19 protein-coding genes and 1 pseudogene are annotated in these 22,200 nt (G+C 64.3%); 7 read left to right on the top strand and 13 right to left on the bottom strand.

Annotated elements, in window-relative coordinates; genetic code table 11:
- Positions 1-20: 20 nt before the first annotated feature.
- The 3 genes and pseudogenes from D6Z43_RS00480 to D6Z43_RS00490 form a co-directional block, all read right to left on the bottom strand.
- A pseudogene (locus D6Z43_RS00480) lies at positions 21-1,669 on the bottom strand (cation acetate symporter).
- Positions 1,666-1,995, bottom strand: a complete 330-nt coding sequence (locus tag D6Z43_RS00485; RefSeq protein WP_120649768.1) for a DUF485 domain-containing protein — start codon at positions 1,993-1,995, stop codon at positions 1,666-1,668. The pseudogene D6Z43_RS00480 and the gene D6Z43_RS00485 overlap by 4 nt, the downstream one beginning before the upstream one ends.
- A 141-nt stretch (positions 1,996-2,136) precedes the next feature.
- On the bottom strand, positions 2,137-3,759 hold the full coding sequence (locus D6Z43_RS00490) for an acyl-CoA synthetase (protein ID WP_120649769.1): 1,623 nt from the start codon (positions 3,757-3,759) through the stop codon (positions 2,137-2,139).
- A gap of 200 nt (positions 3,760-3,959) precedes the next feature.
- On the opposite strand from D6Z43_RS00490, the gene D6Z43_RS00495 reads away from it, so the two are divergent.
- From D6Z43_RS00495 to D6Z43_RS00515, 4 genes are all read left to right on the top strand, one after another.
- Positions 3,960-6,212, top strand: a complete 2,253-nt coding sequence (locus D6Z43_RS00495) for a PAS domain S-box protein (RefSeq protein WP_120649770.1) — start codon at positions 3,960-3,962, stop codon at positions 6,210-6,212.
- A 24-nt stretch (positions 6,213-6,236) separates the two neighbouring features.
- Positions 6,237-6,872, top strand: a complete 636-nt coding sequence (locus D6Z43_RS00500) for a response regulator transcription factor (protein WP_120649771.1) — start codon at positions 6,237-6,239, stop codon at positions 6,870-6,872.
- A 563-nt stretch (positions 6,873-7,435) separates the two neighbouring features.
- Positions 7,436-8,800, top strand: a complete 1,365-nt coding sequence (locus D6Z43_RS00510; protein ID WP_120649773.1) for a glutamine synthetase family protein — start codon at positions 7,436-7,438, stop codon at positions 8,798-8,800.
- A 97-nt stretch (positions 8,801-8,897) separates the two neighbouring features.
- Positions 8,898-10,211: an FAD-binding oxidoreductase gene (locus D6Z43_RS00515; RefSeq protein WP_120649774.1), complete on the top strand. Its 1,314-nt coding sequence runs from the start codon at positions 8,898-8,900 to the stop codon at positions 10,209-10,211.
- A 261-nt stretch (positions 10,212-10,472) separates the two neighbouring features.
- Here D6Z43_RS00515 and D6Z43_RS00520 read toward each other — a convergent pair whose 3' ends face one another.
- From D6Z43_RS00520 to metG, 8 genes are all read right to left on the bottom strand, one after another.
- Positions 10,473-10,652 carry a PA3496 family putative envelope integrity protein gene (locus D6Z43_RS00520; RefSeq protein ID WP_077527797.1) on the bottom strand — a complete coding sequence of 60 codons (180 nt, stop codon included), beginning with the start codon at positions 10,650-10,652 and terminating at the stop codon, positions 10,473-10,475.
- A gap of 108 nt (positions 10,653-10,760) precedes the next feature.
- Complete coding sequence (gene nth / locus D6Z43_RS00525) at positions 10,761-11,399, bottom strand: endonuclease III (protein WP_120649775.1); 639 nt, start codon at positions 11,397-11,399, stop codon at positions 10,761-10,763.
- Entirely contained in the window at positions 11,399-11,965 is a 567-nt protein-coding gene (locus D6Z43_RS00530; RefSeq protein WP_120649776.1) for an Rnf-Nqr domain containing protein, read from the bottom strand. Before D6Z43_RS00530 ends, nth begins: the two co-directional genes overlap by 1 nt.
- The gene (locus D6Z43_RS00535) at positions 11,962-12,570 is read right to left on the bottom strand and encodes an RnfABCDGE type electron transport complex subunit G (protein WP_120649777.1); all 609 of its coding nucleotides are present in this window, start codon (positions 12,568-12,570) and stop codon (positions 11,962-11,964) included. Before D6Z43_RS00535 ends, D6Z43_RS00530 begins: the two co-directional genes overlap by 4 nt.
- Complete coding sequence (locus tag D6Z43_RS00540) at positions 12,567-13,574, bottom strand: RnfABCDGE type electron transport complex subunit D (protein ID WP_120649778.1); 1,008 nt, start codon at positions 13,572-13,574, stop codon at positions 12,567-12,569. Before D6Z43_RS00540 ends, D6Z43_RS00535 begins: the two co-directional genes overlap by 4 nt.
- A gap of 90 nt (positions 13,575-13,664) precedes the next feature.
- Complete coding sequence (gene rsxB / locus D6Z43_RS00545) at positions 13,665-15,044, bottom strand: electron transport complex subunit RsxB (RefSeq protein ID WP_120649779.1); 1,380 nt, start codon at positions 15,042-15,044, stop codon at positions 13,665-13,667.
- On the bottom strand, positions 15,041-15,595 hold the full coding sequence (locus tag D6Z43_RS00550) for an Rnf-Nqr domain containing protein (protein ID WP_120649780.1): 555 nt from the start codon (positions 15,593-15,595) through the stop codon (positions 15,041-15,043). The genes rsxB and D6Z43_RS00550 overlap by 4 nt, the downstream gene beginning before the upstream one ends.
- 248 nt (positions 15,596-15,843) lie before the next feature.
- Positions 15,844-17,877, bottom strand: a complete 2,034-nt coding sequence (metG, locus tag D6Z43_RS00555) for a methionine--tRNA ligase (protein WP_120649781.1) — start codon at positions 17,875-17,877, stop codon at positions 15,844-15,846.
- 144 nt (positions 17,878-18,021) lie between these two features.
- On the opposite strand from metG, the gene apbC reads away from it, so the two are divergent.
- The 3 genes from apbC to D6Z43_RS00570 all read left to right on the top strand — a co-directional run bounded on the left by apbC (position 18,022) and on the right by D6Z43_RS00570 (position 20,112).
- Positions 18,022-19,116 carry an iron-sulfur cluster carrier protein ApbC gene (gene apbC, locus D6Z43_RS00560; RefSeq protein ID WP_120649782.1) on the top strand — a complete coding sequence of 365 codons (1,095 nt, stop codon included), beginning with the start codon at positions 18,022-18,024 and terminating at the stop codon, positions 19,114-19,116.
- A 91-nt stretch (positions 19,117-19,207) separates the two neighbouring features.
- A complete protein-coding gene (gene dcd / locus D6Z43_RS00565; RefSeq protein WP_120649783.1) occupies positions 19,208-19,774 on the top strand; it encodes a dCTP deaminase in 567 nt (188 codons plus the stop codon).
- Between the two features lie 134 nt (positions 19,775-19,908).
- The gene (locus D6Z43_RS00570; RefSeq protein WP_120649784.1) at positions 19,909-20,112 is read left to right on the top strand and encodes a hypothetical protein; all 204 of its coding nucleotides are present in this window, start codon (positions 19,909-19,911) and stop codon (positions 20,110-20,112) included.
- 3 nt (positions 20,113-20,115) lie between these two features.
- Here the strand turns inward: D6Z43_RS00570 and nadE are convergent, their stop codons facing one another.
- Both nadE and pncB read right to left on the bottom strand, forming a co-directional pair.
- Positions 20,116-20,943 carry an ammonia-dependent NAD(+) synthetase gene (gene nadE / locus D6Z43_RS00575; protein ID WP_120649785.1) on the bottom strand — a complete coding sequence of 276 codons (828 nt, stop codon included), beginning with the start codon at positions 20,941-20,943 and terminating at the stop codon, positions 20,116-20,118.
- Between the two features lie 11 nt (positions 20,944-20,954).
- The gene (gene pncB / locus D6Z43_RS00580) at positions 20,955-22,160 is read right to left on the bottom strand and encodes a nicotinate phosphoribosyltransferase (protein ID WP_120649786.1); all 1,206 of its coding nucleotides are present in this window, start codon (positions 22,158-22,160) and stop codon (positions 20,955-20,957) included.
- Between the last annotated feature and the right edge of the window lie 40 nt (positions 22,161-22,200).

Consider the following 22,200-nt stretch of genomic DNA (forward strand, 5'->3'; position numbering starts at 1 on the left):
CGCAGGCCGTGCCGGATGGATCAGTGGCTGCTGGCGGCGGCAGCCCCCAGGCCGGTCTGGGCGCGCACGAACTGGTCGTCATAGGCGGCGCGTTCGCGGCTGGCGCGGGCGCTGCGATCGAGAGTGGAGACGACGACGATCACCAGGAACGCCAGCGGCATGGAGAACAGCGCCGGCTGGTCGTAGGGGAACAGGGCCTTCTCATGGCCCAGCACGCCGACCCAGACGGCCGGTGCACAGATCACCAGGGCCAGGGCGCTCACCAGCCCGGTCAGCCCGCCCCAGAGGGCACCACGGGTGGTCAGGCCTTTCCAGTACATGGCCATGATCAGCACCGGGAAGTTGGCCGAAGCGGCGACGCCGAAGGTCAGGCCCACGAGGAAGGCGATGTTCATCTGCTCGAAGAGAATGCCCAGGCCGATTGCGACCAGGCCGATAGCCACGGTGGCGATGCGCGACACCCGCATTTCATCCTTCTCGCTGGCGTGCCCTTTTTCAGCACAGAGGCATAGAGGTCGTGGGAGATGGCCGAGGCGCCCGCCAGGGCAAGGCCTGCAACCACGGCGAGGATGGTGGCGAAGGCTACGGCGGAGAGGAAACCGAGGAACAGGTTGCCGCCCACTGCCTGGGCCAGGTGCATGGCGACCATGTTGCCGCCGCCCACCAGGGCGCCACCCAGCTTGCCGTCGACGAAGTACTGCGGGTCGGTGCCGACGATCACGATCGCGGTGTAGCCGAGCACGCAGACCACCAGGAAGAAGAAACCGATGAAGCCGGTGGCGAACAGCACCGAGCGGCGGGCTTCCCTGGCATTGGGCACGGTGAAGAAGCGCATCAGGATGTGTGGCAGGCCGGCGATGCCGAACACCAGGCCGAGGGACAGCGAGACGGCACTGATCGGGTCGGCCAGCAAGGTACCGGGCCCCATGATCTTGACGCCGCTGGCGTGTACGGCGACCGCTCGCTCGGCCAGGTTCTCGAAGCTGAAGCCGAACTCGCTCATGGCCATCAGCACCAGTGCGGTGCCACCGGCCAGCAGCAGGACGGCCTTGGTGATCTGCACCCAGGTGGTGGCGATCATGCCGCCGAAGATCACGTAGACCAGCATCAGGACACCGACCACTACCACGGCCAGTTGATAGTCCAGGCCGAACAGCAGCTTGATCAGTTGGCCGGCGCCGACCATCTGCACGACCAGGTAGCAGCAGACCACGGTCAGCGAGCCGAGGGCGGCGAAGCTGCGAATGCGGGTCTGGTCCAGGCGGTAGGAGACGATGTCGGCGAAGGTGTAGCGGCCCAGGTTGCGCAGGCGCTCGGCCATCAGGAAGGTGACGATGGGCCAGCCGACGAAGAAGCCGATGATGTAGACGAAGCCGTCGTAGCCCTTGGCGAACACCAGGCTCGAAAGGCCCAGCAGGGTGGCCGCCGACATGTAGTCGCCGGCAATCGCCAGGCCGTTCTGGAAGCCCGAGATGCCACCGCCAGCGGTGTAGAAGTCGGCGGTGGAGCGGGTGCGCCGGGCGGCCCACCAGGTGATGGCCAGGGTGGCCAGGACAAAGACGAAGAACATGCCGATGGCATGCAGGTTGAGGGGTTGCTTCTGCGCCGTGATGGTGTCGGCGAAGCCGCTCAGCGGCGCGAGGGCAAGGAGGGCGAGGAGGGCTTTCATGCCTGACCCTCCGCGAGGATTTCCGCGCTCAGTGCATCGAAGCGGGTATTGGCGTGACGCACGTACCAGGCGGTCAGCAGCCAGGAAAGAATGATGATGGCGGCACCCAGCGGGATGCCGCGGCTGAGATGGCTGCCCTCGTAGAGGGGAAGGTGCAGCCAGCCGGGGACGAAGGCTACGAGCATGATGAACAGGTAGTAGACCGCCAGCACCAGGGCGCTGAGCGACCAGGCGAGAACGGCGCGCTCCTGGGCCAGGCGCTGGAACTTCGGGTTGGCCATGATGCGAGCGCTGGCCGAGGTGTTGGGGGAGTGGTGAGGTGTCATATCGGGCTCCGCTTGTTGTTGTTGTCGATGCCTGTAGCCGGCCGCCGCAGCTTTTCGGGCATGCGACTGCCCTTGGCGGCAACCACTGGCTGCCGCCCCGTTCCTGGGTCTCTGGTATGTCCGGCTGCTGCCGGAGTCGGATTAGAGGCTCTTTGCCATTTCCCGCAGGACGTACTTCTGGACCTTGCCGGTGGAGGTTTTTGGCAATTGGGTGAAGATCACCGTCCTTGGCACCTTGAAGCCGGCCAAGTGCTCGCGGCAGAAGGCGATGATGTCGGCCTCGCGCGTCTCCTGCTGGTCGGCCTTGAGGGTGATGAAGGCGCAGGGGGTTTCACCCCATTTCTCGTCCGGGCGCGCCACCACGGCCGCTTCCAGTACCGCCGGGTGGCGGTAGAGCACGCCTTCCAGCTCGATAGTGGAGATGTTCTCGCCGCCGGAAATGATGATGTCCTTCAGCCGGTCGCGGATTTCCACGTAGCCGTCCGGGTGGCAGACCGCCAGATCGCCGGTGTGGAACCAGCCGCCCTCGAAGGCTTCGCTGGTGGCGCTGGGGTTCTTCAGGTAGCCCTTCATCACGGTGTTGCCGCGCATGAAGATCTCGCCGATGGTCTGGCCGTCCATGGGAACCGGTTCGAGGGTCTTCGGATCGGCCACCATGACGCCTTCCAGGGTGGGGTAGCGCACGCCCTGGCGGGATTTGATGCGGGCGCGCTCTTCCAGCGGAAGGTCGTCCCATTCGTCATGCCATGCGCAGACGGTCACCGGCCCGTAGACCTCGGTGAGGCCGTAGACATGGGTCACGCGGATGCCCATTTCCTCCACCGCGCCAATCACCTTGGCCGGCGGTGCGGCGCCCGCCACCATGGCGTTTACCGGGTGGTCGATGGCGGCCTTGGCCGATTCGGGCATGTTCACCAGCGCGTTGAGCACGATTGGCGCACCGCACAGGTGGCTGACCTGGTGTTCGCGAATCAGGTTGAGGATCTTCTGCGGGTCGACCCGGCGCAGGAATACATGCACGCCTGCTAGGGCAGTCACGGTCCAGGGGTAGCACCAGCCATTGCAGTGGAACATCGGCAGGGTCCAGAGGTAGGCCGGATGGTTGCCCATGTTCCAGGTCATCTGGTTGCCCAGGGCGTTCAGGTAGGCGCCGCGGTGGTGGTAGACCACGCCCTTGGGGTTGCCGGTGGTGCCGGAGGTGTAGTTCAGCGAGATGGCCTGCCATTCATCCTCGGGCCACTGCCAGGCGTAGTCCGGGTCGCCCTCTGCCAGTAGCGCCTCGTAATCCAGCTCGCTCACGGCCTGGCCTTCGCCGTATTCCGGGTCGTCGACGTCGATCACCAGTGGCGGGTGGTCGAGCATGCCGATGGCGGCGCGGATCACTTCATGAAACTCGCGGTCGGTGATCAGCACCTTGGCCTCGCCGTGCTGCAGCATGAAGGCGATGGCCTCAGCGTCCAGGCGCACGTTCAGGGTGTTGAGCACCGCGCCGATCATCGGCGCGCCGAAGTGCGCCTCGAGCATCTGCGGGATATTCGGCAGCATCACCGCCACCGTGTCGCCCTTACCGATGCCGCGGCTGGCCAGGGCCGAGGCCAGGCGCCGGCAGCGCGCGTAGGTCTGCGCCCAGTTGCGGCGGATAGAGCCGTGGATCACGGCCGGGTAATGGGGGTAAACGGCGGCAGTGCGCTCGATGAAGCTGAGGGGGGAGAGGGCGATGTGGTTGACGGCGGCAGGGGCGAGGCCCTGATCGTAGATCGACATGCTGGATACCCGGCGGCTGATTATTAGCTCTTCTGCACCGGCGCATCTGGAAGAGGCCGGTAGTTCTCTGGGGTGATTTATATAACAAGCTTGTGGGCATATGGAAGTACTTCTAGAGTCGTATAGTAAAACTACTATAGTGTTTCTGTTCCTTCCGTAGACCGGTATATCCTTGCCCACCCCCTGCCGCTGGACTCGCTATGACCCAGACCCCGGTTCGACTTCACACTTGGCTGCGCCTGCAGCGCGAGGGCGTGTCCCTGTCCGCCCGCGCCGATGCCCTGTGCCGGGCGTTGCGCGGCTGCCCCGAGGTACGCCAGGCCTTCTATCTGAGCTGGCAGTCTGGTGCGTCCATCTACAGCCATGAAGGCAGCGGTCAGCAGCTACCACCAGGGCAGGGCGATCCGCTGCAAGCCAGCGATGAACGCCTGGTCGAGCGTCTGGCAGAGGATGGGCGGCTGTCGTTGCATCAGCTCCGCCAGCTCGACTGCTGGCTGGCTGGACGTCTGCGCCGGGCCGCGATCAGCCATGGCCAAGCGTTTGACCTGACGCTGGAGATCGGCCAGCGGGGGCTGCTGCTGGTGGAAGTGCACGAAGGCGTGGGGCTGGATTGGCTGGGCTGCGTGCACGAATTGCTCACCACTCTACTCGGCAGCGTCAACGGCCTACTGCGCGCTTCGCCGCTGCTCGGCCATGACCCGCAGCCGAGCCTGCTGGTGGATGCCGGGGCCGCCCCCCTGGAACTGAACGCCGCGCTGCTGGCGATGCTTGGGGAAATGCCCCTGGCCGAGGTGTTGCGTTTTTTGCCGGTGAACCATTCCTCTCTTGTGCGTGCCTGTCTGGCCCAGGAGCGCGCCATCGAAGGGGTGGAGGCCCAGTGCGGCGAGCGCATGCTGATCTGGACCTATATCCCCGACCCGCGGGAGCGACGGGTGGTGGCGCGCTGCCGCGAAGCTACCGCGCAGATCCTCGCCGAACGCGAGGCGGCACGGGCGCGTCGGCTCTACCGGCTGATCACTGAGAACACCACCGACCTGATTTCCCGGCACACTCCCGAAGGCCGTTTCCTCGACGCCTCGCCGGCCTCCTGGACCCTGCTCGGCTACTGGCCGGAAGAGCTGCGCGGACAGCTCGCCCAGTGCCTCTTCCATCCCCAGGAACTGGCCCAACTGGTACAGCGCGCCCGGGATGCGCTGGAGCAAGACGGTTATCACACCATGACTTACCGCATTCGCAATCGCGCCGGGCATTACCTATGGTTCGAGACGGCCAGCCGCGCCATTCGCGAGACCTACACCGGGGCCGTGGTGGAGGTGGTCAGCGTTTCCCGCGACATCACCGCGCGGGTGCAGGCCGAGGAGAACCGGCGACGCCTGGCCGAGGTAGTGGAGGCCAATACCGACCCGGTGCTGTTCGTCGACCCCTCTGGGCACATCACGTACCTCAATCCGGCTGCCCGTCGTGCCCTGCGCCTGGAGGCCCGGCAGCCGATGCCGGCGCTGGCCGAGGTGATGCTGGCGGATGATCTGGCGCGCCTGCAGCGCGAGGGCTGGCGCACCGCCGAGCGCAAGGGCGTGTGGAGCATCGATTCGCGGCTGCTGCCCCCGGATGGCAGCGCATCGGTGCCCGTGTCCATGGTGCTGCTGGCCCACAGCACGGCGGGGGGCGAACGCTACTACTCACTGGTGGCCCACGACATGACCGAGCGCGAGCTGCGCGAGGCTCAGCAGCGTCGCCACCAGGATGAGCTGGCGCACACCGCACGGCTGGTGACTTTGGGCGAACTGGCCTCCGGCATCGCCCACGAGATCAACCAGCCGCTCGCCGCGGTGGTCAACTACGCCAGTGCCAGCCAGCGCTACCTGCAATCCCTGGGCAGCAACCCCAAGGCGGCGGAGCGCGTGGCCCAGGGGCTGGAGCGCATCACCGAACACGCCAACCATGCCTCGGAAGTGATCAAGCGGCTAAGGGCCTTCCTGCGCAAGGGGCAGCGCAAGATGCAGGCGCTGGACGTGGCCGAAGTGGCCCGCGAAGCGGTGCGCCTGTGCGCTTGGGAAGCCAGCGCCTGCCAGGTGGCGATCGCCGAGCAATTACCGGACAATCTGCCGCCGGTTTACGCCGATCGGGTGTTGCTGGAACAGGTGCTGCTCAACCTGTTGCGCAACGCAATCGACGCCAACCGCGAGGCTCATCCCGGTCGGGAATCGGTGATCCGGTTGGCTGCCAGTGCACAGGACGGACAACTGCTCATCGAGGTTTGCGATCAGGGGCCAGGGCTCGGCGAAAAGGAACTGGCGCGCATCTTCACTCCCTTCTATACCAGCAAGCCGGATGGCCTGGGCCTGGGGCTGTCGATGAGCCGCAGCATTATCGAAGGATTCGGTGGCGCCCTGGACGGAATGCCGAACGGGGAGGGCGGGCTGCTCATGCGCTGCCGCCTGCCGCTGCAATAACAAGAAGGTAACAGGAGCGATTTGATGTCCAACAGTGGCGAACAGGTGGTCTATGTGGTGGACGACGACCAGGGCATGCTCGATTCCACGGTCTGGCTCCTGGAGTCGGTAGGTCTCAAGGCGCTGCCCTTCACCAGCGGCCGCGCCTTCCTCGACGCCTGCGATGCCAGCCTCGACGCCTGTGTATTGCTCGACGTGCGCATGCCCGGCATGGGAGGCCTAAATGTGCAGGAAGAAATGCGCAGCCGCGGCCTCGACCTGCCTGTGATCTTCGTCAGTGGCCACGCGGATGTGCCGATTGTGGTACGCGCCTTCAAGGCGGGCGCTCATGATTTCATCGAGAAGCCCTACAACGAACAGCTCCTGCTCGATAGCGTGCAGCAGGCATTGTCCCGCGCTGACCACCAGCGCACCGTCTCAGGTAACCAGGGGCAGTTGCAGGAGTGTCTCGACAGTCTGACTCCGCGTGAGCGCGATGTACTGCTGCCGCTGGTGCAGGGCTACACCAACCGCGAGATTGCCGAGCAGTTGGACATTAGCGTGAAGACCATCGACCTCTATCGTGCCCGCGTGATGAAACGCATGCAGGCCGAGCGCCTGCCTGACCTGGTGGGCATGGCCATCGCGGCCGGCCTGGTGGACCCTCTGAAACTGCGCTAGGCAGAACCCGAGTGTTCAGCCGTAGGGTGGACCACGCTTCACTGGTCCACCATCGAGGTCCGGTATGGCGCCGCTGGTGAATGGAAAAGCGCCATTCACCCTGCGGGGCTGCGGCTTTGACATGGAATCTCCCTCAGGCAGGGTTAATGTTTAGTCGTTGGTTAACCAAAGATAGGAAAACCTGAATTTTATTCACCCATCCCGCCGTGCGAGCCTCCAACGCATTCCAATAACGCAGCTTTGCCACATGGGTTGTTCCACTCCGCACACTTCTCCGCTCCGCGCCCTGACCCTCGGTCAGACCCGCGCTGCCCGCCGTGCTCCCGGAGTCGTACCCAAGGTCCAGTTCTTCCGTAAGTGGGCCTCCCATCTCGTGATTTCCCTGCCGCTCGAACTTGCTTTCTGGGCGCTCTGGCATTGCCGCCACGCTCGTCCGCCGGACAGCGCTCTCGCCTGATCGGGCCGCCATCGCTGCGGCCAACCTCACCCAGAAAGAGAAATTCGACCCTTGCCCGAACCGGTGAGGGCCAGTTTGCGTGCCCATGGGCACTAAAGAGAGCGACATGACATTTGCCAGCGTGCAGGAAGCCCGGGATTTCCTCGAACAGAATCCGGACATCGACGCATTCGAACTCTTCATCCTCGACGCCAATGGCGTGCCTCGCGGCAAGCTGCTGCATCGCGACGAGCTCCTGGCCGTTTACGAAACCGGCCGTCCGTTACCCAGCACTATCCTGGGCCTGACCATGCATGGCGAGGATGTGGAAAACTCCGGCCTGGTGTGGGATGTGGGCGATATCGATTGCCGCGCCTATCCGCTGGCCGGCAGCCTGGTTCGCATGCCCTGGCGCAAGATGCCCACCGCCGCCGTGCAGGTCAGCATGCACCCGCAAGAGGGCATGCCCGCCGCCATCGCGGACCCGCGTCATGTGCTGGTGGAAGTGATCGATCGCCTCAAGGCCGATGGCTTCCACCCGGTAATGGCCTGCGAGCTGGAGTTCTACCTGCTGGACCAGAAGCGCGACGCTGACGGCCGTCCGCAGCCGGCGCTGGATGCCGATGGCCACCGCCCGCGTGGCACCCAGGTCTATGGTCTGCGTGAGCTGGAACAGATCGAGCCGTTCCTCGCCGATCTCTATGCCGCCTGCAAGGCTCAAGGCATCCCGGCGCGCACCGCGATCTCCGAATATGCTCCGGGCCAGGTGGAAATCACCCTGGAACATGGCGATGCGCTGCAAGCCATGGATCAGGCGGTGCGTTACAAGCGCCTGGTCAAGGGCGTTGCCCACGCCCACGGCATGCAGGCCTGCTTCATGGCCAAGCCCTTTGCCGAGATCGCCGGCACCGGCATGCACATGCATGTGAGCCTCGCCGACGCCGAAGGCCGCAACCTGTTCGCCAGCGAAGACCCCGCCGGCACCCCGCTGCTGCGCCAGTCCGTGGGGGGCATGCTCAAGAGCCTGCTGGATTCGCTACTGCTGTTCTGCCCCAACGCCAACTCCTATCGCCGCTTCCAGGCCAATAGCTACGCACCGCTGGCGCCGACCTGGGGTGTGGATAACCGCACTGTGAGCCTGCGTGTGCCGGGAGGCCCGGCCAACAGCCGGCATATCGAGCACCGCATCTGCGGGGCCGACGCAAACCCGTACCTGGCGGCCGCGGCCATCCTTGCCGGTATCCACCGCGGTATCCGCGAGAACATCGATCCGGGTAATCCGATCGAGGGCAACGGTTACGCCCAGGCCAAGGAGCTGCTGCCCACCGACTGGCTGACTTCACTGTGTGCCCTGGAGCGCTCCAGCTGGGCACGCGACGCGTTCGGTACCGCCTTCCTCGGCGTCTATCTGGCCGTGAAACGCGCCGAGTACCGCCAGTTCATGTCCGAAGTTGGTGAGCAGGACTGGCGCTGGTACCTGAACCAGGCCTGAGCCGGAGAACGACCGTCCGTTTCTGTTTGTGGGAGCGAATTCATTCGCGAATCGCTCCCCGGAATTGAAGGCCCCTGTGGCCAAGAAGGATCCACCCATGACCGCTGCAATCAAACATCCGCTGCCCGCCGCCGAGCGCGCGCCTTCCTATTACTCCGCGACCCTCAACGAGGAGACCGCGTACCCCACGCTCGAAGGTGAAGTGAATGTCGACGTCGCCATTATTGGTGGCGGCTTCACCGGTGTAGCCACGGCAGTGGAAATGGCGGAGCGCGGCTACAAGGTCGCCCTGGTGGAGACCCACAAGATTGGCTGGGGCGCCACCGGCCGCAACGGCGGCCAGGTGACTGGCAGCCTTTCCGGCGATGCGGCCATGCGCAAGCAGATGAGCAAGTTCCTCGGCAAGGATGTGGACGACTTCATCTGGTATCTGCGCTGGCGTGGTCACGAAATCATCAAGAGCCGCGTGGCGAAGTACGGCATCCAGTGCGACCTGAAGCATGGCCACCTGCATGCCGCGATGAAGGCCTCGCACATGGACGAGCTGAAGGCTTCCTATGACGAAGCGGTGCGCCGTGGCATGGCGGACGACGTGACCCTGCTGGATGCGGCCGGCGTGCGCGAACACCTGGATTCCAATCTGTACGTCGGCGCCATCAAGAACACCCGCAACATGCACCTGCATCCGCTGAACCTGTGCATCGGCGAAGCCAAGGCCGCTGCCAGTCTGGGCGCGCTGATCTTCGAGCATTCCGAGGTGCAGGACATCATCCACGGCGACCGCCCGGCGGTGGTCACCAGCCGTGGCCGGATCAACGCCCAGCAAATCCTGCTGGCAGGGGACGTCTACCACAAGCTGGAGCGCAAGAAGCTCAAGGGCATGATCTTCCCGGCCATGGGCGGGATCGTTACCACCAAACCCCTGGGCGACCTGGCCAAGGAACTCAACCCGCAGGACCTGGCCGTGTACGACTGCCGCTTCGTGCTCGACTACTACCGCATGACGGGCGATGGTCGCCTGCTGTTCGGCGGTGGTGCCAACTACTCCGGCCGCGACTCCCGCGATATCGCCGCAGAGCTGCGCCCCTGCATCGAGCGCACGTTCCCGAAACTCAAGGGCGTGGAGATCGACTTCAAGTGGAGCTGCGCCATGGGCATCGTGATGAACCGCATCCCGCAGCTGGGCAAGCTGTCGAAGAACGTCTGGTACTGCCAGGGCTACTCCGGCCACGGCGTGGCGACCACCCACATCATGGGTGAGGTCATGGCCAATGCCATGAGCGGCAGCCTGGAGAAGTTCGACACCTTCGCCCAGTGCCAGCATATCCGGGTGCCGCTGAGCGAGCGCCTCGGCAATCACATGCTGGCGGTAGGCATGTGGTACTACCAGATGATGGAAAAGCTGCGCTGACCGATTTGTTGTGCGTCCTTATAAAGCCGGCCTTGTGCCGGCTTCTTTTTGTCTGGCTGGTCCCCTGAGCTGATAGCGCTTGGGGTCGGCCTGTCTGCACTGAATGTTGCAGGTAGCTCCATTGCCCGTATGAGCTGGCTTGCCAGCGAATGGCCCCTTTTCGCTAGCAAGCTAGCTCCTACAAGGCTCCTGGACCGAAGGTCGATCCGCTGCACCAACAAAAAGCCCCGCATTTGCGGGGCTTTTCAGGCAAGGCGCCACTTACAGGTCGAAGTCGTAGTCGGAGAGCTGTTTCTGCAGGCGGCGTTCTTCGAGGTAGTTGTCGATGATGCGGCGCTTGGTCAGGTTGGTCTTCGCGGTTTCGGCCGGGGCTTCCGAATCGTCGGATTCCTCGGAGACGAATTCCTCTTCGAGTTCGATTTCTTCTTTGGCAGTGGTCATAAGGTTCACTCCACAATGCGGGGCGCTATTGGCGCACCTTATAACCACAAAGCCAGAGCCGGTAAAAAAGATTTTTTCAATCAGATACCTGAGTGAATCAATAGGACATCAATCGTCGGACGTCTTCGCCTTGTATTCGCACAGGTCCTCTATACGGCATGCGCCACAGCGCGGTTTGCGGGCCACGCAGACATAGCGGCCGTGCAGGATCAGCCAGTGGTGGGCATCCAGCAGGAATTCTTTTGGCACGAATTTCAGCAGCTTTTTCTCGACTTCCAGCACGTTTTTACCGGGGGCGATGCCGGTGCGATTGCTGACTCGGAAGATGTGCGTGTCCACGGCCATGGCGGGTTGGCGGAAGGCGGTATTGAGCACCACGTTGGCCGTCTTGCGGCCCACGCCGGGCAGGGCCTCGAGGTCCTCGCGGTTGTCCGGCACCTGGCTGCCGTGCTTCTCGACGAGGATGCGGCACGTCTCGATGACGTTCTTTGCCTTGCTGTTGTACAGGCCGATGGTCTTGATGTACTCCGACAGGCCTTCCACACCCAGGGCATGGATGGCTTCCGGGGTATTGGCCACCGGGTACAGCTTCGCCGTGGCCTTGTTCACACCGACATCGGTCGACTGGGCGGAAAGGATGACCGCGATCAGCAACTCGAACGGCGTGCTGTAGGCCAGTTCGGTGGTGGGGTTGGGGTCGTCGTCGTGGAGGCGGCGGAAGATTTCGTAGCGTTTGGCGGCGTTCATCAGGAGTCAGCGGTCTTCGTGGTCAGTTGGCGCCAGAGGGCCATTAGTGTGCCGAGCAGGATAAAGGCGCCAGGTGCGAGGGCGAACAGGGGAATGCCATCGGCGCCGAACTGCAAGCGCCAGCCGAGCGCGACCGGCCCCAGCAGCCAGTCGAAGTGGGCGAACAGACTGGCATGTCCGAGGGCTTCCCGCAGGGTGCCCAGCAGCAGGGCGAGCAACGTGAAGACGAGCCCCGCGCGCAGGCCGCCGGCGGCCGTGGAATCCATTGCGGCGAGTTGCAGGCACGGCAGTACCAGCAGGTAGAGGTAGGGGCCGAGGGCGCGATGCAGCTCGAAGGCGCCGGCCTGCAACAGCAGACTGGCCAGGCTCGTCAGCAGGGCGGCCAGCAGCATCGCGCCGAACCAGTAGCCGGTGTCTTGCAGATGGCGCCGCAGCAACGGCAGGAGCAGGCCAAATACCGCAAGGACAGGCAATCCGGCCAAGGCGAGCCCCAGCCCTTTGATCAGCAGGTCGGTGGCACCTGTCAGCAAGGCCAGGCCCATCAATCCGAGTTGTCGGGCGTTCATGGCGATGGGCTCCCGAGCAGCAATTGGCGATGGCCATCGAAGTACTGCAGCGCGTGCTGGATGGCGCTGACTACGGCGCGGGAAGTGATGGTGGCGCCGGCAATCTGGTCGAACTCGCCCTTGTCGGCCTCGACTCGCCATTCCGCTTCTGGATGGCTGGCCAGGGAGGCGTCGGCGAAGATTTGCAGCCAGCTGCTGCGGGCGGGTTCGATTCGGTCACCTATTCCCGCGGTTTCCCGGTGGTCGAGGACCTTGGTGGCCAGCAGGCGTCCGTCCGGGCGTATGGCCAGCAGCAGGCGGATCGGCCCCTCGTATCCTTTGGCGGTGGCCGGCAGCAGAACGGCTACCGGAGTGCCTTCGCGAGTAGCGAGCCAGGCCTGGGTTGGCGCCGGGTCACCCAGCAGTTCGCTGGCGGGCAGGGTGATGGGTTGGGCCAGTGGATGGTTGTCGTAGCTGCCAGGGGGAAGCAGATCGAGCAGGGCACGCTCGTCGGCGGAGCGGCGTTCGGCCGCTATGCGGCCATCGAGCAGTTGGCTGGTGACGACCACTACGGCCAGGCCAAGTCCCGCCAGTGCGGCCAGCAATGCCAGGCTGCGCCCGTTCATGGCTGCGTCTCCTGGCCACGCGCGGCGAGGCGGTCGAGGGTCGGCACGACCAGGTTCATCAGCAGGATGGCGAAGGCCATGCCGTCCGCATAGCCACCCCAGGTACGGATCGCATACACCAGGACGCCGGCGCCTACGCCGAACAACAGTCGCGCGCGATCACTACCGGCGCCGGATACGGGTTCGGTGGCAATGAAGAACGCACCGAGCATCGTCGCGCCGCTGAACAGGTGGAACAGGGGTGAACCATTGGAGTCCGAGCCGGAGCCGTTCCAGCACAGCAGGCTGATCACGAAGAGACCTGCCAGCAGGCCCACTGGCGCGTGCCAGCGAATCACCTGGCGTTGCAGCAGGAACAGGCCACCCAGCAGGAACGCCAGATTGACCCATTCCGTGCCGCGCCCACCAAAGCTGCCGAACGCGTGGTGACCGGCGAAGAGCTCGTCGATGGTCAGGCGGTTGTTGTGCTTGAGGCTGTCCAGCGCGGTGGCCTGGCTCCAGCCATCCACCAGTCCGCCGCCGAAGCCCAACACCTGCTGCAGGGATTCACCCAGGCCGGGGTGCTGGCCCGGCGCGGGCCATTGGTTGAGGTGTGCCGGGAAGGCCACCAGCACCAGGGCGTAGCCGAGCATGGCCGGGTTGAAGGGGTTCTGGCCAAAACCGCCGAACAGTGCCTTGCCGAACAGCAGGGCAAAGGCACAGGCGCAGGCGGTAAGCCACCAGGGCGAATAGGGCGGCAGGGCAAGTGCCAGCAGCGTGGCGCTGACCAAGGCGCTGCCCTCGCCCAGCAGCGGCTGGTTGAACAGTGAGGTTTCGGGCGTGGCGGGCTGCCGGAGCTGGCGACGTACTACAGCTTCACAGATCAGGGCGACCGGGATGGCGATCATCAATTGCAGGAGGCTGCCCCAGCCGTATTGCCAGAACAGGGCGAGCAGGCCCGGCAGGCAAGCGACCAGCACCAGTTGCATGCTGGGGCGCGGGTCGAAGGCCGGGCGGGTCGTCATGAGCGGACCTGCAAGAAATCGTAGGAGCGAGCTTGCTCGCGAAGAATGCAGTTCCACATCTGTTCGCGAGCAAGCACGCTCCTACAAGGGCTACGGTCTGGGTTGTTCATTTAGTGCTTGCTCAGCCTTATGCAGGCGCTCGCGGGCCTGGGCCAGTGCCGCCGGGTCGGCATCGGGCTGGCGTTCCAGCTTGCTGAGGTCGGCGCGGGCATAAGCCAACTCGGTCTTGATGGCGCGCATGGCTGGGTCAACCGGGCGCTTCTCGATACGCTGCAAATTCGGTGGTTGCTTGCCCGAAGCGTCTTCGGCGGTGTGCAGGGCGGTTTCAGCATCGGCGAGTGCCAGGCGCAAGGACGCCAGTTCGGCCGCGTTCGCGCCCCGATGCTCGGCGCTCTTGAGCGCCGCTCGGTGGCTGGCAAGGGCAATCTTGGCCTGCTTGAGGCGGGCCTCGCCTTCGCTGATGGGGGCGGGTGCGGCTGGCGAGCCATGGGCTGCATCCAGTCGTTGTTGAGCCTGCTCCACGGCCGCACGCAGTTCGACCAGTTGGGCCTGCTGATCCTCAGTGGGGGATTCGCCGAAGGCTTTCTCGGCCCTCGCCAACTGGGTGCGGCTCATTGCAGCGGCGATTTTCGCCTGCTTGAGGGTGGCTTCGTCTGCCTGCGGAGCGGCGTCTTCCAAGGCTGCCTTGAGTGCGGCCTGGGCCTTCTCGTTGGCGGCACGTAATTCGACGACCAGAGCCTGCAAGTCGGAAGTGCCATAAACCTCCAGCTTGTCTTCGGCCTTCTTCAGCGCCACCTGAGCCATGGCAGCTTCGATCTTCAGGCGCTTCTGCTGGTCGCTGAGACTCGGGGTGGCGGCCTTCTGGGCCTTCACCCGTTCGATGGCAGCCTGCACCGCGTCCAGCGGCGCAGCGGCAGTGCTCTGCTGGGCCTCTGCGGCTCGGGCGGCACGGGCTTCGCGTTCAGCCCGGCGACGAGCGTCGTCACGGGCAAGTCGTGCGTTGCGAAACTCGAAACGCTGACGGAACTGGTCGGCGTGCTGGCGCTGGGCGCTTGCGGCAGGTTCGGCCAGGGGCAGGATGTCGATGCAGTCCACGGGACAGGGCGCCACACAGAGTTCGCAGCCGGTGCATTCATCCGTGATGACGGTGTGCATCTGCTTGGCGGCGCCGACGATGGCGTCCACCGGGCAGGCCTGGATGCACTTGGTGCAGCCAATGCATTCCGCCTCGCGGATGAACGCGATCTGCGGCGGAACCGGGCCGTTGGGTGCATCCAGCGGAAGGGGCTGGACCTTCAGCAGGTCGGCCAGGGCATGAATGGTGGCGCTGCCGCCGGGGGGGCACTTGTTGATTGCCTCGCCCTGGGCGATGCCTTCGGCGTAGGGCTTGCACCCGGGGTGACCACACTTGCCGCACTGGGTTTGTGGCAGCAGGGCGTCGATGCTCTGGATCAGGCTGGCCTGGCTCATTGCGCCCCCATGCCATTGAATCCCAGGAAGGCCAGGCCCATCAGGCCGGCGCAGACCAGCAGCATGGGCGTACCACGGAACGCGGCCGGCACCTTCGTTTCATCCACTTGCTGCAGCAGATCGTCCAGCAGGGTCAGCACCAACCAGAATCCCAGGCCTCCGCCGAGGCCCAGGCCGATAGCCACTCCAAAGCCGCTCTCACTGCCGATGAGCATGGCGCCCAGTGCTGCACCGTTCGCCAGCAACAGCGGCCAGAGCCCCTCGCGAGGCAGGCTAGGGCAAGCGCGGCCGACGCCTTCGAGGCAGAGCCAGGCGAGCGGGGCGAGCAAAGGCAGGAAGATGAACAGACGTAGCGCGCCCAGCTCCAAAGGAACCAGGACGAACTGGTCGAGCAGCCAGGCAATCGGGGTAGCCACGGCGATCAGCGCGCCACCCGCCAGGGCCAGCGCCCGGCTGCGCGACTGGCGCAGGCTGTCGGCGCCAAGGGGCAGGCCGAGGATGAGGTTGTTGACCAGCGCTGCACCGAGCAGGGCGAAGATGAAGTCGGTCATAGGGACGTAGCGTCGCCAGGCTGAAAAAGGGGCCGCGTATTATCCGGAATGCAGTCGGAGCGGTACAGGGGCACGGCCGTGAGGGCCGGGCTCTGTTACAAGGCTAGCTCAGGACCATGCGAATTCGGTTGGCGGGCTGAAGCCAGCGATGGGCCTCGCTTCCAACGTATCCGGTGCGAGAGTGGATTGCCGGTGCTCCTGAACAAAAATGCCCGCAGGAGCGGGCATTTTTTTTGGAGCTTGTGGTGTTACTTGACGCGCTGACCGGGCTTGGCGCCGCTGTCCGGGCTGAGCAGGTAGATTTCCTCGCCTCCGGGGCCGGCGGCCAGGACCATGCCTTCGGAGACGCCGAACTTCATCTTGCGCGCCGCCAGGTTGGCGACGTACAGGGTGAGGCGGCCTTCCAGCTTGCTCGGGTCCGGGTAGGCGCTCTTGATGCCGGAGAAGACGTTGCGCTTGGCATCGCCGATATCCAGGGTCAGGCGCAGCAGCTTGTCAGCGCCTTCGACGAACTCGGCCTTCTCGATCAGCGCGATGCGCAGGTCGACGGCGGCGAAGGTGTCGAAGGCGATTTCCGCCGCCAGCGGGTCCTTCGTCAGTTCGCCATTGCCCTTGGGCGCCGAGGCGGCCGCCAGGTCTTCCTTGGAGGCGGCGACCATGGCTTCGATCTTCGCAGGCTCGATGCGGGTCATCAGCGGGTTGAACGGGTTCAGTTGGTGGTCGGCGAGCAGCGTCTTATGGTCATCCCAGGCCAGCGGGGCGACATTGAGGAATTGCTCGGCAGCGACGGCCAGTTGCGGCAGCACGGGCTTGAGGAAGATCACCAGCTGGCGGAACAGGTTGACGCCTGCGGCGCATACGGCCTGCACTTCGGCTTGCTTGCCTTCCTGCTTGGCCAGGGCCCAGGGCGCCTTGTCGGCGATCCAGGCATTGGCGCGGTCGGCCAGGGCCATGATTTCGCGCATGGCGCGGGCGAAGTCACGGTTCTCGTAGGCTTCGGTGATGCTCGGTGCGGCGGCAGCGAACTCGGTGAACAGCTCGGGCGCGGCGTTCTCGGCTACCAGCTTGCCGGCATTGCCCTTGTGGATAAAGCCGGCGCAGCGGCTGGCGATATTGACCACCTTGCCCACCAGGTCGGAGTTGACCTTCTGCACGAAGTCCTCGAGGTTCAGGTCGAGGTCGTCGACGCTGCGGCTCAGCTTGGACGCGTAGTAATAGCGCAGGTATTCCGGCTGCAGGTGATCCAGGTAGGTGCGTGCCTTGATGAAGGTGCCGCGGGACTTGGACATCTTCTGGCCATTCACGGTCAGGTAGCCGTGCACGTTCAGCGCGGTCGGCTTGCGGTAACCGGCGCCTTCGAGCATGGCGGGCCAGAACAGGGCGTGGAAGTTGACGATGTCCTTGCCGATGAAGTGGTACAGCTCGGCGTTGGAGTCCTTGTTCCAGAAGGCGTCGAAGTCCAGTTCCGGGCGGCGCGCGCAGAGGTTCTGGAAGCTCGCCATGTAGCCGATCGGGGCGTCCAGCCAGACATAGAAGTACTTGCCGGGGGCGTCCGGGATCTCGAAGCCGAAGTAAGGCGCGTCACGGCTGATGTCCCACTCCTGCAGGCCAGCGTCCAGCCATTCGGCGATCTTGTTGGCCACCGAATCCTGCAGGGCGCCGCTGCGGGTCCACTCCTTCAGCATGGCGTCGAAGTCCGGCAGCTTGAAGAAGTAGTGCAGGGACTCTTTCAGCACCGGAGTGGCGCCGGAAATGGCGGACTTCGGGTTCTTCAGTTCGGTAGGCGAGTAGGTCGCACCGCACACTTCGCAGTTGTCGCCGTACTGGTCGTCGGCCGCGCATTTCGGGCAGGTGCCCTTGATGAATCGGTCTGCCAGGAACATCTGCTTGTCCGGGTCGAAGTACTGGGTCACCGGACGGGTGGCGATGTGGCCGGCGTCGCGCAGCTTGGTATAAATGCTGCTGGACAGCGCGCGGTTCTCCTCCGAATGGGTGGAGTGGTAATTGTCGAAGTCCACCAGGAAGTCGGCGAAGTCGGTGGTGTGCTCGGCGCGCACGTTGTCGATCAGCTGCTCGGAAGTGATGCCTTCCTTTTCGGCGCGCAGCATGATGGCCGAGCCGTGGGCGTCGTCAGCGCAGACGTAGACAGCCTGGTTGCCACGCATCTTCTGGAAGCGCACCCAGATATCGGTCTGGATGTACTCAACCATATGCCCGAGGTGGATGGACCCGTTGGCATAGGGAAGGGCGCTTGTCACAAGAATCTTGCGGGGCTCGGTCATGGTGCTCGGCTACCGGATACGAAACAAAAGGGAAGTCGGCAACTATATAGGCCCGGCGCGATTTTTTCACCCGTGGGCGACCCAGCGGTGAGGTGGTCGGGTAGGATAGCCGCCTGATTTGCTCGGTCTTTCCGGAGTCATGCGATGAGTAGCCTTTCCCGCGCCCAGGTCGAAGCCACCCTGCGCCAGTTCACCGATCCCCACCTCGACCAGGACCCGGTCAGCGCCGGCTGCCTGCGCGAAGTCGATATCCAGGGCGGCAACGTCCGCGTGCGCCTGGAGCTGGGTTATGCCGCCGGGCTGTTCAAGTCCGGTTGGGCACAGATGCTGAAAATGGCCCTGGAGAACCTGGCTGGCGTCGACCGCGCCGAGGTCCAGGTGGATTGCGTCATCGAGGCGCACAAGGCTCAGGAGCAGGTGCCGGCGCTGGCCAACGTGAAGAACATCATCGCCGTGGCCTCCGGCAAGGGCGGCGTGGGCAAGTCCACCACCGCCGCCAACCTGGCGCTGGCGCTGGCACGCGAAGGCGCGCGGGTGGGCATTCTCGATGCCGATATCTATGGCCCCAGCCAGGGCATCATGTTCGGCATTCCCGAAGGTACTCGGCCGAAGGTTCGCGACCAGAAGTTCTTCGTGCCGGTGGAAGCTCATGGCGTGCAGGTGATGTCCATGGCGTTCCTGACCGACGACAACACCCCTGTGGTGTGGCGCGGTCCGATGGTCTCAGGCGCGCTTATCCAGCTGATCACCCAGACCGCCTGGGAAGACCTGGACTACCTGGTTGTGGACATGCCACCGGGCACCGGCGACATCCAGCTGACCCTGGCGCAGAAGGTGCCGGTGGCCGGCGCGGTGATCGTCACCACCCCCCAGGACCTGGCGCTACTGGATGCCAAGAAGGGTGTGGAGATGTTCCGCAAGGTGAACATCCCGGTACTCGGGGTCGTGGAAAACATGGCTGTGCACATCTGCTCCAACTGCGGACACGCCGAGCACCTGTTCGGCGAGGGCGGCGGCGAGAAGCTGGCGGCCCAGTACGGCGTGGATCTGCTGGCGTCGCTGCCGCTGTCCATGGCCATCCGCATGCAGTCCGATGGTGGCAAACCCACCACCATCGCTGACCCGGAAAGCCAGATCGCGATGATCTACCAGCAGGCGGCCCGCTGCGTTGGGGCGCGCATTGCGCTGTCCGACCAGGCTGCCACCGCCATGCCGAACATCACTATCAGCGACGACTGACGCTCCGACCATCCGGCGGGGCCTTTGCCGAGGCTTTCGCCGGGCTGTAAGATTCGCCGTCAAATTTTCAGCCCCTGACAGGACGCCCGCCATGACCATCAAATCGGATAAGTGGATTCGCCGCATGGCGCTGGAGCACGGCATGATCGAGCCGTTCGTCGAGCGCCAGATTCGCGGTGCGGACGATAGCCGGGTGATTTCCTACGGCGTTTCCAGCTACGGCTATGACGTGCGCTGCGCCGGCGAATTCAAGGTGTTCACCAACATCCATTCCGCCGTGGTCGACCCGAAGAACTTCGACGAGAAGAGCTTCGTCGACATCAACAGCGACGTCTGCATCATTCCGCCGAACTCCTTCGCGCTGGCCCGCACTGTGGAATACTTCCGCATTCCCCGTGATGTGCTGACCATCTGCCTGGGCAAGAGCACCTATGCCCGCTGCGGCATCATCGTCAACGTGACCCCGCTGGAACCCGAGTGGGAAGGCCACGTGACCCTGGAGTTCTCCAACACCACCAACCTGCCGGCGAAAATCTATGCTCACGAAGGCGTGGCGCAGATGCTGTTCCTGCAGTCGGACGAGGCGTGTGAGGTCTCTTACAAGGACCGTGGCGGCAAGTACCAAGGCCAGACCGGGGTTACCTTGCCCAAGGCCTGAGGCCAATGGGCAATGAAAGAACCGGGCTCGATGCCCGGTTTTTTTGTGCCCGGTGTCCGCAGGTCGGAAAGCTTGAATGCCTGGCGGAGGGTGGGGCTCTATCCAGGGAACTCCCTACCACGGAGGAATCCGGGATGCACATCGAAAAGCTCATAGAGACACTGTCGCCGGAGTCCAGCTTCCTGCTGGGGACTGTCCTGCGCGAACTACTGGCCGGTCGCGACCCGTTGCACGAGGAAGGGCCCGGCGATCCGGGACAGCCCGACGAGCCGAGTCAGCCCCATGAGCCGGGCGAGCCCACCATTCCTGATGAGCCACCACCGGTACCGGTGGTCTGAGGTTCAGGGCACCAGCGGCAGGATGCGCTTGTGCTGGGTGTTGTCGTAGGTGCGAACGATGGTGGCGTAGGCTTCGGGGCTGACTTGCTGACCGTGCAGGAAAGCGTCGATCTCGATGTAGGTCACCCCGTGAGCTTCTTCATCGGGCTTGCCGGGGCGCAGTTCTTCCAGGTCGGCGGTGGGCACTTTGTGGACCGCGCTTTCCGGTGCGCCCAAATGACGGGCAATGCTGCGTACCTGGTTCTTTACCAGACCGGAGAGGGGGGCGAGGTCGCAGGCACCATCGCCGAACTTGGTGAAGAAGCCCATCACCGCCTCGGCTGCGTGGTCGGTACCGATCACCAGGCCATTGTTTGCGTTGGCGATGGCGAACTGGGCCACCATGCGGATGCGCGCCTTGATGTTGCCGGTGACGAAGTCGCGGCGCGCGTCGGTGAGGTGGTTCAGGTGGGTAACCTGCTCGGACAGCCCGATCACGCTGTCCGCAATGTTCACGGTTTCTTCTTCGTCGGCACGAATGAAGTTCATCGCCACCTGCGCATCCGCCTCGTCGTGCTGGACGTTGTAGGGCAGGCGCACGGCGATGAAACGGTAGCCGGCATCACCCGTCTCGGCACGCAACTCCTCGACGCTGAGTTGGGCCAGGCGGCCGGCGGTGGTGGAATCGACGCCGCCGCTGATGCCCAGCACCAGGACCTTCAGGCCGGACTTGCGCAGGCAGTCCTTGATGAAGCTCTTGCGGCGTTCGACTTCGGCCACCAGGGCTGCTTCGTCGGCGAAGGGCGGGACAACATCCAGGGCTTTGGCGATTTCTTGCTGGCGGTTGCTCATGTGCGGAGTCCTTACTGGGCGTCGGTGACGCGGAAAACGTGTTTCAGGTAGGTGACGAAATTTTCGTCGCGGCATTGGGTCTTGCCCGGCTCATCGGAAATCTTCGCCACCGGTTGGCCGTTGCAGGCTGTCATCTTGATCACGATGTTCATGGGCTCGACCCCCGGGATATCGCAGGTCAGGTTCGTGCCTATGCCGAAGCTGACCTGGATGCGCCCGCGCAGGGCGCGGTAGAGCGCGAGTGCGCGGGGCATGTCGAGGCCGTCGGAGAATACGAGGGTCTTGGTCTGTGGGTCTATGCCCAGATTCTGGTAATGCCGGATGGCTCTTTCCGCCCATTGCAGCGGGTCGCCGGAGTCGTGGCGCAGGCCGTCGAAGAGCTTGGCGAAGTACAGGTCGAAGTCGTTGAGGAAGGCCTGCATGTTGATGCAGTCGGTCAGTGCGATGCCCAGCAGGCCCCGGTACTCGCGGACCCAACAGTCGAGCGCGGCGATCTGGCTGTCGATCAGTCGCGGGCCGAGTTGCTGATGGGCCATCAGCCATTCGTGGGCCATAGTGCCGATGGGCTTGATGTCGTACTCGCGGGCCAGGTGCACGTTGCTGGTGCCGACGAAACGGCCGGGGAAGTCGCGCTTGAGGATGTGCACGACTTCTTCCTGGACCTTATAGGAGAAGCGCCGGCGGGTACCGAAGTCCGCCAGCTGGAATCCGCTGAGTTCCTCGTCACTGGCATTGGCCTTGAGCCAGTCGAGCTTGCGATAGAGCCTTTCGCGGGCCTGGGTCAACTTGACGTCGCGATAGCGGTAACGGTTGCGGACTTCGCTGATGATCGCCAGTAACGGAATCTCGAAGAGGATCACGTGCAGCCAGGGGCCGCGCAGGCGGACGCAGATCTGGCCGTTGTCGATACCCAGTTGCAGGTAGCGCAGGTTGAAGCGGAACAGGCTGAGGAAACGGGTGAAGTCCGGCTTGATGAAGGGGATGCGCTCGAGGAAGTTCAGTTGGTCAGGAGTGATGGAGATGTCCGCCAGTTGCTCGATCTGGAAGCGGATTTCCGCGAGGTAGGGCGTCAGGTCTTCATCGTTGCGGCAGCGGAACTCCCACTCGACTTCTGCGTTGGGATAGTTGTGCAGCACCGCCTGCATCATCGTCAGCTTGTAGAAGTCGGTGTCCAGCAGGTTCTGAATGATGCGGCCGGAAAAGGCGCTGTCGGGCATGGTCGGTTCTCGGGGCTCCGGGCAAACCGTGGAAAGGGCG

It is taken from the genome of Pseudomonas sp. DY-1 (assembly GCF_003626975.1).
GTDB lineage: Bacteria > Pseudomonadota > Gammaproteobacteria > Pseudomonadales > Pseudomonadaceae > Metapseudomonas.